The organism is Mesorhizobium sp. M0761, assembly GCF_040320205.1.
Lineage (GTDB): Bacteria > Pseudomonadota > Alphaproteobacteria > Rhizobiales > Rhizobiaceae > Mesorhizobium.
The window spans coordinates 312,000-325,710 of record NZ_JAMYPF010000001.1 but is presented as its reverse complement, the minus strand read 5'-3'; the positions used below and the strand labels follow the sequence as shown (position 1 = coordinate 325,710).

Sequence of the window (13,711 nt, the reverse complement as noted above, 5' to 3'; positions counted from 1 at the left end):
AACGATGGCGGCAACCGACAACATGGCGGCGATCGCAGCGAAGGCAGCGGCCAGGCAAAGGATCGCCAGCCTTGCCTTCTGGTCGATTGTCATCGCCTGCGTGGTGCTCGCGCTCAAGCTTGCCGCATGGTACGTCACCGGCTCCGTTGCGCTCTATTCGGATGCGCTGGAGTCGATCGTCAACGTCATAGCCTCGGCCGCCGCCTATTGGGCGGTCCTGGTCAGCTACAAGCCGGCCGACCAGGACCATCCGTTCGGCCACCACAAGGCCGAGTATTTTTCGGCGGTGCTGGAAGGCGTGCTGATCGTGCTCGCCGCGCTTTTGATCCTCAACGAGGTCTGGCGCTCCTGGCAGACGCCGACCCCGCTCGAACAACCCTGGGAGGGCCTGGCGATCAACGGTGTCGCCACCGTCATCAACGCCTTCTGGGCCTGGACGCTGATCCGCGCCGGGCGCAGCGCAAAATCACCGGCGCTGGTCGCCGACGGCCGGCACATCATGACCGACGTCGTGACCTCGGTCGGCGTCTTCGGCGGCCTCGTCGGCGCTATCCTGACCGGTTGGCAGATCCTTGATCCGGCGCTTGCCGTCATCGTCGCGCTCAACATCCTGTGGCAGGGCTGGCACGTCATCGGCTCGTCGATGAACGGGCTGATGGACCGCGCAGTGGACACGACCGAACACATGCACATTCGCGACATCATCTCGGCCAATTGCAAGGGCGCGCTGGAGGTTCATGACCTCAAGACCCGCATCGCCGGCCGCGCCACCTTCATCGAGTTCCACCTGGTCGTCGACGCCGACATGACGGTCGGCGCCAGCCACGTCATTTGCGACCGCATCGAGGACGCGCTGAAGGCCGAAATCCCCTCGGTGCGCGTCACCATCCATGTCGAACCGGACGACGAGGCGAAGCTGCCGAAAGGCACGACGGCGGTGCCGTTCGCGTGAGGCGAGTTACCACGTTTCGATAGTGAGATCTTTGATCCGCTCGAATTCGCGGATATTGCGGGTTATCAGCGCGAGGTCCCGAGCACGTGCCTGCCCGCCAATCAGCGCATCGTAGGGACCAATCGGGGTTCCCAGTGCCGCAAGCCCAGCACGAATCTCACCGGCATGTCTCGCGTCGTCTCGGTCGAATTCAAGTACCGGGAACTGCAAAGCTTCGATGCGCGCCAGATTTTGGACCTTTCGCTGGCTCTTTTCAGCGCCGTAGTACAGCTCATGCAAAACGACCGCCGAGAGAGCAAAGTCTTGTGGTGCATGCCGTTTAAGCAAAGCCAGCAGACCCTCGTCGCCCGAGATGATCGCTATGACGGCATTGGTGTCGAGCAGGTAGGTCACTTAAAGAGGTCATCCAAAGCAGGTCGATCCTGACCATCCTGACGCTCCAGCGCTCCCTGGACGAAATCGTCGTCAACCGGTGCGATGACCTGGTCGAGCCATGCCCAATCCTGCGCAAGCGGCTCCAAGATGACAGTTCGCCCATGACGACGGATCGAAACCTCGTCTGCCTCGAACCGAAACTCCTTAGGCAAGCGCACAGCTTGTGACCGGCCTGACCAGAACACCTTTGCCTTGTCCATGTGCTATCCTCAAATGAGATATAGCAAAGATATATACCATGGTAGCGTCATAGACAAGATCGAACTCAACGAGTGCAGGCCGACTGCGGCATAGCCTCCAACCGGTAGACCTTGTCATCGGACTTGGTCTTGCCATCCGCCGAGCACAGATCGACAATCGCCAGGCTGCTATTGGGGTTGGCCAGCATCAGGGTGCCGTTGGCGCCGCGCTTGAGGAAGATTTCCTTTTGCGCGATATCGCAGGAAAAGTTGCTCATCTTCGAACTGGCCGCGCAGCGCCATTGATCCGCTTCACCCTGGCAGGAATAGGTCTGCGTGACCTTCGTCCCGTTCTTCCTGGTGGTCACCGAAACGGCGACATCGGAGCCGTCGGGCCAGTTGGCGACATCGCCTGAGGCAAAGGAGGCGAGTTCGACCGGCCCGCGGAAGACCCGGATCGACTGCGTCATCTGGTCGGGATGCGAGGAGAGATGCGCGGCATCGTAATTGCGTCCGAAGCAGAAAGGCTGGTCCGGCTTCAGCCGCTCGCGCAACGGCGCACCCAGCGCCGGATCGATCGGATCGATCTTGGCGAATTCAGCCTGGCAGGTTGCGGCCGGCATCGGCTCGAGGCGGAAATTATCGTCCGCCGAGCCCAGAGCCTGCCGGTCATATTCGGCTTCGCCCAGTTCGTCTTCCGATCCGGCGTCGAGATAGAGATCGGACGAGACGTCGGTGAGGATCAGGCGGCCTTTGTCATCGAGCTTCAGCGACGCCATGGTGCGGTCGCAGTCCATGCCGCAGCGGATCGGACCTGACTTGCCGTCCTCGGACTCGTGATTGCACCAGCCGCCGGCCCATTGCGGCGCCTTGGCGCCGCGCACCGTGGTGGTGAGAAAACCGTTGTAGGAGGTGTCGGCGTTTGCCATCGGCTCTTCGTTCGGATGGCTCACCGGATCATGGCCATAGAGGAAGAAGATCCGCGCCACCTTCTGCTTTGGATGCGCCTTGAGGTGCGCCGCATCATAGACGCGGCCGAAACACGCATCAGCGCCATTCGGGCTGAGTTCGGGTAATTTAAGCGCATCGCCGGCAAGGGCCGAACTTGCAAGCGCGCCGAGCAGCACGCAGCCAAATCCAGCGCTGGCAACAACCTTCCACTTCCTGAACGCCATGTGACCCCTCCTCGCATCGACAGGACGTAACGTCAATTTATGCTAGTATCATGGCCGCAGCCACGCAATTTGCGGTGAGCGCAAGCCGAGAGGATGCCATGCGTCGACGCGACATGTTCCGGGCCAGCCTTGCCGGCGCCGCCGGCCTGTTCGGGCTGAGCCGGGCGGCCGCCGCTGAAGACAGACCGAAGGTCGCCTATCACCTCAGCGACCTCGATAAGGTCAACTTCGTGCTCGGCAACATCAACAACCACTATGAAGGCACCGGCGGCAATGTCGACATCGTGCTGGTCGTGCATGGTCCGGCCCTTGCCGGCTTCAAGTCGAAAGGCATATCGGCGGCGATCTCGGGACGCTTTGCCGGCCTCGTCCAGCAGGGCCTTGAGCCGCATGCCTGCGGCAACACCATGCAAGGCATGGAGATCACGCTTGCCGACCTGCTCGAGGGCTTCCACGCCGCCGACAAGGGCGGCGTTGTCAAGCTCGCCGAACTGCAGCGCCAGGGCTACGCCTATCTCCGGCCCTGAGCCGCCACGGGCTTGAACGTGAAGGCCATGAGAGCCTACGAAGGGTGGCCAAACAGCCCGAAGGAAAGTGCTCATGACCGCGACCACCCTCGTCATCCCCGATCTTGCCGGCAAGGCGGTGCTGGTCACCGGCGCTTCGACCGGCATCGGTGCCGCCCTTGCACTGGCCTACGCCGCCCAGAAATGCCGGGTCGCGCTGCACTACAATTCGAGCCGGAAGGCCGCAGAAACGCTGGCCAAAACCATCCGCGACAGCGGCGGTGAGGTGTTCCTGACACAGGGCGACTTCTCACAGGCAGCCGATGTCGAGCGGGTAGTCGAGGAGAGCGCCGAAAAATTCGGCCGGCTCGACGGGCTGGTCAACAATGCCGGCGGCATGCTCGGCCGCGTGCCCTATGCGGAGCAGACCGAGGCGCACTACGACGCGGTGATGGACCTCAACGCCCGCTCGGTGCTGACGGCCTCGCGCAAGGCGATGCCATGGCTGAAGAAGCAGGGCGGCTTCATCGTCAACACCTCGTCGATCGCGGCGCGCAATGGCGCTGGCGGCGGCGCCGGGCTGTACGGTTCGGCCAAGGCCTTTGTCTCCAATGTGACGCGCGGCATGGCCAAGGAACTGATCGGCTTCGGCATCCGCGTCAATGCGGTGGCGCCGGGCACCATCGCGACACCCTTCCATGAGCGCTATTCCACCGACGAGCAGATGAAGGGCATGGTCGCCACCATTCCTCAAGGGCGTGCCGGCACGGCCGAAGACTGCGTCGGCGCCTATCTGTTCTTGTCCTCCGATCTTTTGAGCGGCTACATCACCGGTCAGGTCATCGAGGTGAACGGTGGCCAGTTGATGCCGTGAGCCGGCAATTGCATACTGCGTCTCGCAACCATGCATGTCGTGCGCACGTTTGCTGAGGTTGGAAGAAAGGGGAGAGGCAATGTACGGATTGATCGGAAAGATGCGGGCGGCGCGCGGCCAGCGGGACGCGATCATGGATGTGCTGCTCGCCTCGACCGGCGCCATGCCGGGTTGCCTGAGTTATGTCATCGCCCGCGACCCGGCCGATGCCGACGCGATCTGGGTGACCGAAGTGTGGACCGACGCCGCAAGCCACAAGGCTTCGCTGCAGCTGCCGGAGGTCCAGGCAGCGATCGCCAAGGCCCGGCCGATCATCGCCGGCTTCGAATTCCAGGTCGAGACCCATCCGGCCGGCGGTTTCGGCCTGCCCGCCACCAAAAACGAGTGACATCCCAACGCGGGGTCGGGGTCGTGAATTTCTTCCGAGACAGCGTTCGCATTTTTCTCTTCCAGGTCTAAGACCCAAACATGGACTCTTCGCCAGACCAACCGGCCGTCGAACGCATGGCGGGCATGCGTCCGGTCCGACAATGGCTGGTGCTGCTGATCGTCTCGCTGCTGTTCGCCGGCGCGCTGGAATACGCCGCACTGCCGGCGGCGCTGCTGATCGGCCCGATGCTGGCGGCGATCCTTGCCGGCACCAATGGCGCCACGGTGCGCGTGCCGCGGCCGCTGTTCGCCGCCGCCCAGGCCTTGGTCGGCTGTCTGGTCGCGGCGTCGATCTCCACCGACATTTTTTCGGTGTTCTACAAGGAATGGCCGCTGGTCCTTGTCGTGGTGCTGGCGACCCTTGCGGCGTCCAGCCTGCTTGGCTGGTTGATCAGCCGCTGGCGCATCCTGCCCGGCACCACCGCGGTCTGGGGCTCGTCGCCGGGTGCTGCCACTGCCATGGTGCTGATGGCCGGTGCCTTCGGCGCCGATCAGCGCCTCGTCGCCTTCATGCAGTATCTGCGCGTCATCTTCGTCTCGATGACGGCAGCACTCGTCGCCAAGATGTGGGTCGACACTTCGGGCATCGAGGTACCAGCCATCGTCTGGTTCCCGCCGATCGAACCGGCAGCCTTTGCCGCCACGCTCGGCGTGGCGCTGGTCGGCGGCCTGCTCGGCCGGTTGTGCCGGCTGCCGTCACCCTTCTTCCTCGGCACCTTCATCATCGGCACCATCGTCCATCTCGGCTTCGGCGTGGCGATGCAATTGCCGCCATGGCTGCTGGCGCTCTCCTATGCGATGGTCGGCTGGTCGATAGGGCTGAATTTTACCCGGGCGATCCTGCGTCATGCGACACGGGCGCTGCCGCAGATCGTCGGCTCTATCGTCGTGCTGATCGCCTTTTGCGGCGGGCTAGCCTGGCTGATCAGCCACGTCCTTGGTATCGATCCGCTGACCGCCTATCTCGCGACCAGCCCCGGCGGCATGGACAGCGTCGCCATCATTGCCGCCGCCGCGCAGAACGTCGACATATCCTTCGTCATGGCCTTGCAGTCGACCCGCTTCCTGGTCGTGCTCATCGCCGGGCCGAGCATAGCGCGGCTGGTGGCGAGAGCCGTCAGGGACTGAGATTCAAATATCCAGGGAAGAGGAAAAGTGCCCATGAAACGTCGTGTGAATGCCGTCGATCTCTCAGGCCGGGTCGCCGTGGTGACCGGCGGCGCGCAAGGCATCGGCCTTGCTGTCGCCCGGCGACTGCTGTCATCGGGCGCCAGCGTCGCCATCTGGGATGTGGACGAGACCGCCATGGCGAAGGCCGTTTCCGAACTCGCCCCGCTCGGCCGGGTCGAGGGTTTGCTGTGCGATCAATCGCTGATGGAGGCCGTCGACAGCGCCGCGACCGAAACCGAGCGCTCGCTTGGTCCGGTCGATCTGCTGGTAAACAATGCCGGCATCGCCGGACCGGCAGCGACGGTGGCGGATTATGATCCTGCCGCCTGGCGCCAGATAATTGACATCGACCTCAACGGCGTCTTCTACTGCTGCAAGCGCCTGGTGCCCGGCATGATCGCGCGCAGCTACGGCCGCATCGTCAACATCGCCTCGGTCGCAGGCAAGGAAGGCAATCCGAATGCCGCCGCCTATTCCGCCGCCAAGGCCGGCGTGCTCGCGCTGACAAAATCGCTCGGTAAGGAGTTGGCTGGCCACGACATCGCCGTCAATGCGCTGACCCCATCGCCCGCCCGCACCCGCATCCTCGAACAGCTCACTGAGGCCCAGGTCGCCTACATGCTGGGCAAGGTGCCGCGAGGCCGGTTCGTCGAAGTCGAAGAGGCGGCTGCGATGATCGCCTTCATGCTATCGGACGAAAATTCCTTCACCACCGGCGCAACGTTCGATCTCTCCGGCGGCCGCGCCACCTACTGAGAAGCGCCGCTGTTCCTTGCTGTCGCCGTCGCTGTCGGCCGCGAAGGACTAATTCAAGAGCCGCTCAGCGTCGCGGCAAGCCGGTCGGGAAGAAAGTCGACGAAGGCGCGAACCTTTGGCGACAAATGGCGATTGGACGGCCAAAGCAACCGGAACTGGCCGCGGCCGTCGACATGGTCGTCCAGCACCGTGCGCAGCAGGCCGTCACGCAGCGCCTCGCGGACCAGGAAATCGGGCATCGAGCTGATGCCGAGCCCGGCCATCGTGGCGCCCTTCAGCGCCTCCGTGTTGTTGCAGGTCAGCATCGAGCGGACCTGCGGCTCGGCGCTGCCGCCGATGAACGGCCAGCCTTGCAGCTTGCCGCTGTTGGGAAAGCGGAAGCGGATGCCGTAATGGTTCACGAGATCGTCCGGGCGGCTCGGGTTGCCGTGCTGCTCGATATAGGAGGGTGCCGCACACAACAGCAGCCGGAAGGGTGCAAGCGGCCGCGCCACCAGGCGCGAATCCGGCAGGTCGCCGCTGCGGATCGCGATGTCGACGCCTTCGTCGATGAGGTCGACGATGCGGTCGTTAAAGTCGATGTCGAGTTCGATTTCGGGATAGCGCGCCATGAACTCGGACAGCACCGGGAACAGCAAATGATAGGTCACGATCGGCGTCGAAACGCGCAGCCGCCCATGCGGTGTTTCGCGGCTCCGCGACAGCATCGCCTCGGCATCGTCGATGTCGTCGAGGATGCGCCGCACCCGCTCGTTGAACAGCTTGCCCTCTTCGGTCAGGCCGATGCGGCGCGTGCTGCGCTGAAGCAACCTTACGCCGAGATCCTGCTCGAGCCTGGCGATGCTCTTGCCGACGGCCGATGCCGAGATGCCGAGCGTGCGGCCCGCAGCGATGAAGCTGCCGAACTCAGCCGTGCGGGCAAAGGCCAGGAGCCCATTGAGGCGTTCCACCGCATCTCTCCATTCGAGCGTTTCAGTCCGGTATATCTGGAGATCTAACACTATTTTTCTCGAAGGGTCGCGAGCCTATCTTCCCGTTACGACCGGCGCAGCAAGCTTGCGGCAGGCCGGCGGATCCTGGTTCAGATAGGAAATCCATGACCTCGAAGACCACAAACGGCGCGGTCGCGCCATGGCTTGTCCTGTTGTCGGTATGCCTTGCCGCCATGACAATGCCCTTGACCTTCACCGGCCCGGCCGTCGCGCTTTCCCGCATTGCGGCCGACCTCGGCGGCAGCCCGATCGCGCTCAACTGGGTGACCAACGCCTTCATGCTGACCTTCGCCGCCACCTTGATGGCATCAGGCGCGCTGGCCGACAATCATGGCCGCAAGCGGCTCTTCCTTGTTGGCCTCGCCACCTATGTGCTGGCATCGCTGGGATCGATGTTTGCCCCTGATATCGTCTGGTTCGATGTGCTCAGGGCTGCGCAAGGGCTCGGCAGTGCCGCCGCCTTTGCCGGCGGCGCCTCCGCTCTTGCCCAGGAATTCGATGGGCCATTGCGGCTGCGCGCCTTCTCCTTCCTCGGCACCAGTTTCGGCATCGGCCTCGCTTTTGGGCCGATCGCGTCGGGCCTGCTCATAGATGCTTTCGGCTGGCGATCGATCTTCGTCTTGGTGGCAGTGCTCGCGATTGCAGCCGCTTTGCTCGGCCTGCGCACCATCAGGGAATCGCGCGATCCGGATGCGACCGGCCTCGACTGGGCGGGAGCCGGCACCTTTACGATCGCGCTGGCATCGCTGACCTACGGCGTGCTGCAAGCGCCGCAGAGCGGCTGGACCGATCCCCTGGTGATCGCGCTTCTCGTGGCGGCCGCCCTTTGCTTTGCCGCTTTCGTCGTCGTCGAGCGGCGCGTGCGCCGGCCGATGCTTGATCTCTCGCTGTTCCGCTTTCCCCGCTTCGTCGGCGTCCAGTTCCTGGCGGCCGCTCCCGCCTATGGCTTCGTCGTCCTGCTGGTGCTGTTGCCTATCCGCTTCATCGGCATCGAGGGGATGAGCGAGATCAAGGCGGGGCAGTTGATGATCTGCCTGTCGGGACCGCTGTTGATCCTGCCACTGCTCGCCGGCCAGGTAGCGCGCTGGATCGCTCCGGCAACGATCTGCGGTGTCGGCCTGCTTGTGGCCGCCGGCGGCCTTGTCTGGCTGAGCCTGACACCGCCTGTCGTCGCAGCGCTGGTGGCGCCGCTGATCCTCATCGGCGTCGGCATCGCCTTGCCCTGGGGGCTGATGGACGGACTTGCCGTCGGCGTCGTGCCGAAAGAGCGTGCCGGCATGGCGGTCGGCATCTTCAACACCACCCGCGTCGCTTGCGAAGGCGTGGCTCTGGCGATCGTCATGGCAGTCCTGTCGGGTTTCACGGCAGCCCAACTGGCGGCTCAGGGAACGGCGTCTTCCCTGGATGCAACCGCCGCCGCGCAGCTGCTGGTGACCGGCAACATCGGCGAAGCGGCAGCCCGCTTGCCGGGTGCCGGAGCCACGGTCCTGGTCCAGGCCTATGAGATCGCGTTCGACAGGCTGCTGATCGTGCTGGCGGCAATCACCATCGTCACCGCCCTTGTCGTCTTTCTCGGCTTGCGCCGTGGATCGGCGGTGGAACACGAGACCATTGCTCTGCCTGTTTGCCAGGAAGGGTAGCTGAGCCGCGTCAGGAGATGACGAGGCTCGCTATGCGGTGGCCGTCCAGCACGAAGGTCATGTCACCCTCGCCGTTGAAGCCATTGCCTTTCACGGCAATGCGGACGCGGTAGCTGCCCTCGACCTCGGCGATGCGGACAATGCGAAGATTGGACTTCACGCCGATATTGTCCGACTGGTTCCAGCGCGCGATCTGCTGGCGGCCTTGGAAGGACCGCCCCCAGTCGGTCAGGGACGCGTCGGCTGTGAACGTGTGGAGAACGGCTTCGCTATCACCCGCATTGGTGGCCTCGATAAAGCGGCGGATAGGTTCGGGTGTGGTCATCAATCGAGCCGGTGCATCAGATCATCATCCAGCCAGCGGCCGAAGAAATAGACCAGCTGCTTGTGCCACCATGGCCAGTCATGACTGACATCGCCGCCCCAATAGTCGACCCAGGCGGGAATGGATTTGTCGCGCAGGATCTGTTCCAGCCTGCGGGTCTCGACCAGCATCCGCTCTTCCCAGGCGCCCTGCCCGCAGCAGAAGATCATCCTCAGCGACTTCAGCCGGGCAAGCAGCTTTGGGTCTACGGTGCCGGGCAGATAGTCGAGCGGTGAATTGTAGAAGATATCACCTTCCAGCGCCTTGCCGAAGAAATCGCCCGCCGAATAGACGCCCGACAGCGCGATGACGCCGCTGGCGAGTTCGGGAAAGCGAAAGACGAAGTTCGTGGAATGATAACCGCCCATCGAACAGCCGGTGAACAGCGGCTTTAATTTGCGCCCGCCATTGGCTTGCTCGGCGGTCGCCAGAAACTCCGGCAGCGCCTCCTCGCGCACATATCGGAAATAAGCCTCGTGGCGACCGATGCGGTGGGCGGCGCCGGCATGCTTGTTGAAGAACGATTCCGAATCCACGCCGTCGACCGCGAACAGCTGGATGCAGCCGGTGTCGATGAATTCGGCCAGCGCTCCTACCCCGCCGGAATCCTCGAACTGGTAGAACCGCCCCTGCGAGGTCGGGAACACCACCACCGGCCGGCCGGCATGGCCGTAGCGCTTGTATTCCATGTCGCGGCCGAGATTGCCGGAGAAACCCTTGTGATAGGAGATGTCCATCGCGTCTAAGCCTTTTCCGCGTGGATGTAGGCGACGGCCGCGCGCAGCTCTCTCTCGTCCTTCGAGCGCATCTGGTAGGCGTAATTTCCCATAGCGCGGCTGAAAACCTTTTCTATCGGCTGATGATGGACGATCTTGTCGCGATGCGCGGCTAGCACGTCCTCATGGCTGTGCAAATAGTGGAGGTGCTGCTTGCGGCTGGCATAAGCGGTGAAATACTTGCCCTCATAAGGACCACCGGCGGCATCCTTCACCACCATGTCGGCCCAGGCCGCGTAGACGTCGATGTCGAACGTGTAGTTGATCGCATCGGTCATCCAGGCGCCGGGCGGCCGCATGTTGACCTCAAGCGCGATGACGCGGTCGTCCTTGGTTTCGAACAGCTCGATGTGGAAGAAGCGCTCGCGCACGTCGAACGCCTTGAGGATTTTGCGGCCGGCCTCTTCGATCGCCGGTCGGACGTTGGGAAAGCAGGTGTAGCTCATGTGGCGGTCCTTGTTGACCACTTCCATGATGCTCTGGTCGTAGCGGTGGCTGGCCGCCAGCACCACCTCGCCGTCACGGTTGACCAGCCCATCGAAGGTCACCACCAGCCCCTCGATGAACTGCTCCATGACGAAGGTCACGTCCTCGGGCTTGTCCCTGAAAAACTGGTCAAGTTCCCTGGCGTTGGAAATCTTGAAGGTGTTCGAGGCGCCGGACCCGGAATCGGGCTTCACCACCACGGGATAGCCGACGCGGCGGATGAAGGTCATGGCGCCGGCGCGGTCGGAGCATTTGCGCTGGGCGATGGTGTCGACGCCGCTCTTGCGAAAGAATGCACGCATGCGGCTCTTGCGCTTCAAATTCTTCACGAAATCGAGCTTGGTGCCGTAGATGTTGAAGTCGGTGCGGATGTTGGCTTCCAGCTCCAGCCAATGCTCGTTGAGTGACTCGAAGCGCTCGATCCGACCCCATTTGTGGATGAAATGACCCATGGCCCGGAACACCGGATCGTAGTCCTCCATGTCGGCGATGCGGTAATATTCCGACAGGGCCGCCTTCAGCTTGCCGTCCAGCGCCTCATAAGGCGCATCGCCAATGCCCAGCACCGTGGCGCCGGCCTTTTTCAGCCGGTCGCAGAAATCGGCGCCGTTGGCGGGAAAATGCGGCGAGAAGAAAACGAAATTCACGGATGACCCCTCCGACGGCGAAGCATTGCGGCCCCGGCTACACGCAAGTCTGGCGCATTTGCCGCGCATGGGGAAGAGTGCTCGCGAGTGGTGGAATGGCAGCCCACTTGCCTGTCCATGGCGGCTCCTGTATGAAACCCGCCATGAACACGCGCGTCTCCTCCGTCGCTTCCCGTCCGACCGGCTTTGCCGGCGAGACGGTGCGCGCGCTGGCATCGACCCTGCTTCTTCTCGGCCTTATCGGCGATCGCCGGGTTCGCTGAAGGAGCGCCCGGCGGTCGAACCGCCGCTTACGCGTACGCTCCTTGGCCAGTTCAGAAATTGGCAATTCACATCAAGCGAACGAAAATCTGATAAGGCGCTGCTCGCCCTGGAATCCGTCCGAAGACCGATCCGCGAGCCGCCGGGAGAACAAGACGATGAACGCACGAGAAGAGATCCGATCCGGCGAAGCCGAAAGCGTAAAACACGCGGCCGGCCACATGCCGGACGCAGCCCGCAAGTACCAGCCCTATCCGACCGTCGGCCTCACCGACCGCACCTGGCCCAACAAGGTCATCGACAAGGCGCCGATCTGGTGTTCGGTCGATTTGCGTGACGGCAACCAGGCGCTGATCGATCCGATGGGCCATGAGCGCAAGGCGCGCATGTTCGCCCTGTTGCTCGACATGGGCTTCAAGGAGATCGAGATCGGTTTCCCCTCGGCCTCGCAGACCGATTTCGATTTCGCCCGCTGGTGCATCGAGGAAGGCAATGTGCCGGCCGATGTCTCGCTGCAGGTGCTGGTGCAGTGCCGTCCCGAACTGATCACCCGCACCTTCGAGGCGCTGAAGGGCGCTACCAATCCGATCGTGCATTTCTACAATTCGACCAGCGAGCTGCAGCGCCGCGTCGTCTTCGAGAAGGACGTCGGCGGCATCAAGCGCATCGCCACCGATGCCGCCAAGATGATCACCGACATGGCCGCCAAGGCCGGTGGCGGTTACCGCTTCGAATATTCGCCGGAGAGCTTTACCGGCACCGAACTCGACGTGGCGTTGGAGATCTGCAACGCCGTCACCGAGATCGTCAGGCCGACGCCCGACAACAAGCTGATCATCAACCTGCCCTCGACGGTCGAGATGTCGACGCCCAACATCTACGCCGACCGTATCGAGTGGATGTGCCGTAACCTCGACAACCGTGAAAACTTGTTGATCTCGCTGCATCCCCACAATGACCGCGGCACCGGCATCGCCACCACCGAGCTCGGCCTGATGGCGGGTGCGGACCGCGTCGAAGGCACGCTGTTCGGCAATGGCGAGCGCACCGGCAATGTCGACATCGTGACGCTGGCGCTCAACATGTACACGCAAGGCGTCGATCCCCATCTGGATTGCTCGGACATCAACCGGATGAAGGACGTCTACGAATATTCCAACCAGCTGAAGATATCCGAACGCCATCCTTATGTCGGTGAACTGGTCTACACCGCCTTTTCCGGCTCGCACCAGGACGCCATCAACAAGGGCATGAAGGCCTTGAAGAAGGCCAACACGCCGGTCTGGGAAGTGCCCTATCTGCCGATCGATCCGGCCGATGTCGGGCGCAGCTACGAGGCGATCATCCGCATCAACTCGCAGTCGGGCAAAGGCGGCATCGCCTATGTACTGCAGGCCGATTACGGCCTCAATCTGCCGCGCAACCTGCAGATCGAGTTCAGCCAGGAGATCCAGGCGATCACCGACGCCGAAGGCAAGGAAGTGCCGGCAAAACGCATCCATGACCGCTTTATTGAAACCTATGTCGACCAGCCCGGCGCACGACTGAAGTTCCTCGACCATCACACCTATCCCGATACCGAGAAAAAGGGCCGGCGCGTGGTCGAGGCGGTGATCCTCGACAACGGCAAGGAGACGACAATCGCCGGCTCCGGCACCGGCCCGATCGACGGCTTCGTCGATGCGCTGTCGCGTCATGTTGGCGTCGACATGTCGGTGCTTGATTATTCCGAACATTCGCTCCAGCGCGGCTCGAACGCCTCGGCGATTTCCTATGTCGAGATGGAATATCCCGGCGGCAAGCTGTTCGGCGCCGGCATCAACACCAACATCGTCGCCGCCTCGCTGGAAGCCGTTGTTTCGGCCGCCAACCGGATAATCGGCCGCAAGGCCGGCTGATATTTTCCCGGGCGCCGAATGTCCGCGGCGCCCGGAAATCCCCCATTTGCCGAGGGAAATTCCGGTCTTTTGTGTCAACCACCGGCAACTATCCGGTGTGTTACGCGATCGCATAACATAAGCATGCTTGTATGGAAGTGCAGGCTCTATATGATTGCGCCTCAACCTGTG

Annotated in this window: 15 protein-coding genes; 8 read left to right on the top strand and 7 right to left on the bottom strand. The window is 63.0% G+C overall.

What is annotated here, in order from left to right; all coding sequences use genetic code 11:
- The first annotated feature begins 4 nt into the window (after nt 1-4).
- Nucleotides 5-952, top strand: coding sequence for a cation diffusion facilitator family transporter (locus tag NKI32_RS01580; RefSeq protein WP_023683651.1), 948 nt, complete (start codon nt 5-7; stop codon nt 950-952).
- Between the two features lie 6 nt (nt 953-958).
- Here NKI32_RS01580 and NKI32_RS01575 read toward each other — a convergent pair whose 3' ends face one another.
- The 3 genes from NKI32_RS01575 to NKI32_RS01565 all read right to left on the bottom strand — a co-directional run bounded on the left by NKI32_RS01575 (nt 959) and on the right by NKI32_RS01565 (nt 2,741).
- Nucleotides 959-1,345 carry a type II toxin-antitoxin system VapC family toxin gene (locus NKI32_RS01575; protein ID WP_023669975.1) on the bottom strand — a complete coding sequence of 129 codons (387 nt, stop codon included), beginning with the start codon at nt 1,343-1,345 and terminating at the stop codon, nt 959-961.
- On the bottom strand, nt 1,342-1,587 hold the full coding sequence (locus tag NKI32_RS01570) for an antitoxin (RefSeq protein ID WP_023669974.1): 246 nt from the start codon (nt 1,585-1,587) through the stop codon (nt 1,342-1,344). Before NKI32_RS01570 ends, NKI32_RS01575 begins: the two co-directional genes overlap by 4 nt.
- Nucleotides 1,588-1,652: 65 nt before the next feature.
- Nucleotides 1,653-2,741 (bottom strand): hypothetical protein, encoded by a 1,089-nt coding sequence (locus NKI32_RS01565; protein ID WP_023669973.1) that lies wholly within the window; start codon nt 2,739-2,741, stop codon nt 1,653-1,655.
- Nucleotides 2,742-2,839: 98 nt separating this feature from the next.
- On the opposite strand from NKI32_RS01565, the gene NKI32_RS01560 reads away from it, so the two are divergent.
- The 5 genes from NKI32_RS01560 (at nt 2,840) to NKI32_RS01540 (ending at nt 6,476) form a co-directional block, all read left to right on the top strand.
- On the top strand, nt 2,840-3,268 hold the full coding sequence (locus NKI32_RS01560; RefSeq protein WP_023669972.1) for a DsrE family protein: 429 nt from the start codon (nt 2,840-2,842) through the stop codon (nt 3,266-3,268).
- A gap of 73 nt (nt 3,269-3,341) precedes the next feature.
- Nucleotides 3,342-4,121 (top strand): SDR family NAD(P)-dependent oxidoreductase, encoded by a 780-nt coding sequence (locus NKI32_RS01555; RefSeq protein ID WP_023669971.1) that lies wholly within the window; start codon nt 3,342-3,344, stop codon nt 4,119-4,121.
- Between the two features lie 79 nt (nt 4,122-4,200).
- A complete protein-coding gene (locus tag NKI32_RS01550) occupies nt 4,201-4,509 on the top strand; it encodes a putative quinol monooxygenase (protein WP_023669970.1) in 309 nt (102 codons plus the stop codon).
- 80 nt (nt 4,510-4,589) lie between these two features.
- The gene (locus NKI32_RS01545; protein ID WP_023669969.1) at nt 4,590-5,678 is read left to right on the top strand and encodes an AbrB family transcriptional regulator; all 1,089 of its coding nucleotides are present in this window, start codon (nt 4,590-4,592) and stop codon (nt 5,676-5,678) included.
- A 45-nt stretch (nt 5,679-5,723) separates the two neighbouring features.
- Nucleotides 5,724-6,476, top strand: coding sequence for an SDR family NAD(P)-dependent oxidoreductase (locus NKI32_RS01540; RefSeq protein WP_023669968.1), 753 nt, complete (start codon nt 5,724-5,726; stop codon nt 6,474-6,476).
- Nucleotides 6,477-6,529: 53 nt separating this feature from the next.
- Here NKI32_RS01540 and NKI32_RS01535 read toward each other — a convergent pair whose 3' ends face one another.
- On the bottom strand, nt 6,530-7,426 hold the full coding sequence (locus tag NKI32_RS01535) for a LysR family transcriptional regulator (RefSeq protein ID WP_352804028.1): 897 nt from the start codon (nt 7,424-7,426) through the stop codon (nt 6,530-6,532).
- Nucleotides 7,427-7,572: 146 nt separating this feature from the next.
- Between NKI32_RS01535 and NKI32_RS01530 the strand changes: the two genes are divergently transcribed.
- Nucleotides 7,573-9,108 (top strand): MFS transporter, encoded by a 1,536-nt coding sequence (locus tag NKI32_RS01530; RefSeq protein WP_023737775.1) that lies wholly within the window; start codon nt 7,573-7,575, stop codon nt 9,106-9,108.
- 10 nt (nt 9,109-9,118) lie between these two features.
- Here NKI32_RS01530 and NKI32_RS01525 read toward each other — a convergent pair whose 3' ends face one another.
- The 3 genes from NKI32_RS01525 to NKI32_RS01515 are packed head-to-tail and all read right to left on the bottom strand — an operon-like array spanning nt 9,119 to nt 11,381.
- Nucleotides 9,119-9,433, bottom strand: coding sequence for a nuclear transport factor 2 family protein (locus NKI32_RS01525; protein ID WP_031192978.1), 315 nt, complete (start codon nt 9,431-9,433; stop codon nt 9,119-9,121).
- Nucleotides 9,433-10,209: an esterase family protein gene (locus NKI32_RS01520; protein WP_353001615.1), complete on the bottom strand. Its 777-nt coding sequence runs from the start codon at nt 10,207-10,209 to the stop codon at nt 9,433-9,435. The genes NKI32_RS01525 and NKI32_RS01520 overlap by 1 nt, the downstream gene beginning before the upstream one ends.
- 5 nt (nt 10,210-10,214) lie before the next feature.
- On the bottom strand, nt 10,215-11,381 hold the full coding sequence (locus NKI32_RS01515; protein WP_352510447.1) for an ATP-grasp domain-containing protein: 1,167 nt from the start codon (nt 11,379-11,381) through the stop codon (nt 10,215-10,217).
- Between the two features lie 419 nt (nt 11,382-11,800).
- Here NKI32_RS01515 and leuA point away from each other — a divergent pair, with 419 nt between their 5' ends.
- On the top strand, nt 11,801-13,540 hold the full coding sequence (gene leuA / locus NKI32_RS01510) for a 2-isopropylmalate synthase (protein ID WP_488377108.1): 1,740 nt from the start codon (nt 11,801-11,803) through the stop codon (nt 13,538-13,540).
- The last annotated feature ends 171 nt before the right edge of the window (nt 13,541-13,711 follow it).

Bases quoted from the DNA above. Each gene is read 5' to 3' on its own strand.
- NKI32_RS01545 (WP_023669969.1), top strand. From the start codon at position 4,590: ATGGACTCTTCGCCAGACCAACCGGCCGTCGAACGCATGGCGGGCATG.
- NKI32_RS01570 (WP_023669974.1), bottom strand. From the start codon at position 1,587: ATGGACAAGGCAAAGGTGTTCTGGTCAGGCCGGTCACAAGCTGTGCGC.
- NKI32_RS01580 (WP_023683651.1), top strand. From the start codon at position 5: ATGGCGGCAACCGACAACATGGCGGCGATCGCAGCGAAGGCAGCGGCC.
- leuA (WP_488377108.1), top strand. From the start codon at position 11,801: ATGAACGCACGAGAAGAGATCCGATCCGGCGAAGCCGAAAGCGTAAAA.
- NKI32_RS01550 (WP_023669970.1), top strand. From the start codon at position 4,201: ATGTACGGATTGATCGGAAAGATGCGGGCGGCGCGCGGCCAGCGGGAC.
- NKI32_RS01525 (WP_031192978.1), bottom strand. From the start codon at position 9,433: ATGACCACACCCGAACCTATCCGCCGCTTTATCGAGGCCACCAATGCG.
- NKI32_RS01530 (WP_023737775.1), top strand. From the start codon at position 7,573: ATGACCTCGAAGACCACAAACGGCGCGGTCGCGCCATGGCTTGTCCTG.
- NKI32_RS01565 (WP_023669973.1), bottom strand. From the start codon at position 2,741: ATGGCGTTCAGGAAGTGGAAGGTTGTTGCCAGCGCTGGATTTGGCTGC.
- NKI32_RS01555 (WP_023669971.1), top strand. From the start codon at position 3,342: ATGACCGCGACCACCCTCGTCATCCCCGATCTTGCCGGCAAGGCGGTG.
- NKI32_RS01560 (WP_023669972.1), top strand. From the start codon at position 2,840: ATGCGTCGACGCGACATGTTCCGGGCCAGCCTTGCCGGCGCCGCCGGC.
- NKI32_RS01520 (WP_353001615.1), bottom strand. From the start codon at position 10,209: ATGGACATCTCCTATCACAAGGGTTTCTCCGGCAATCTCGGCCGCGAC.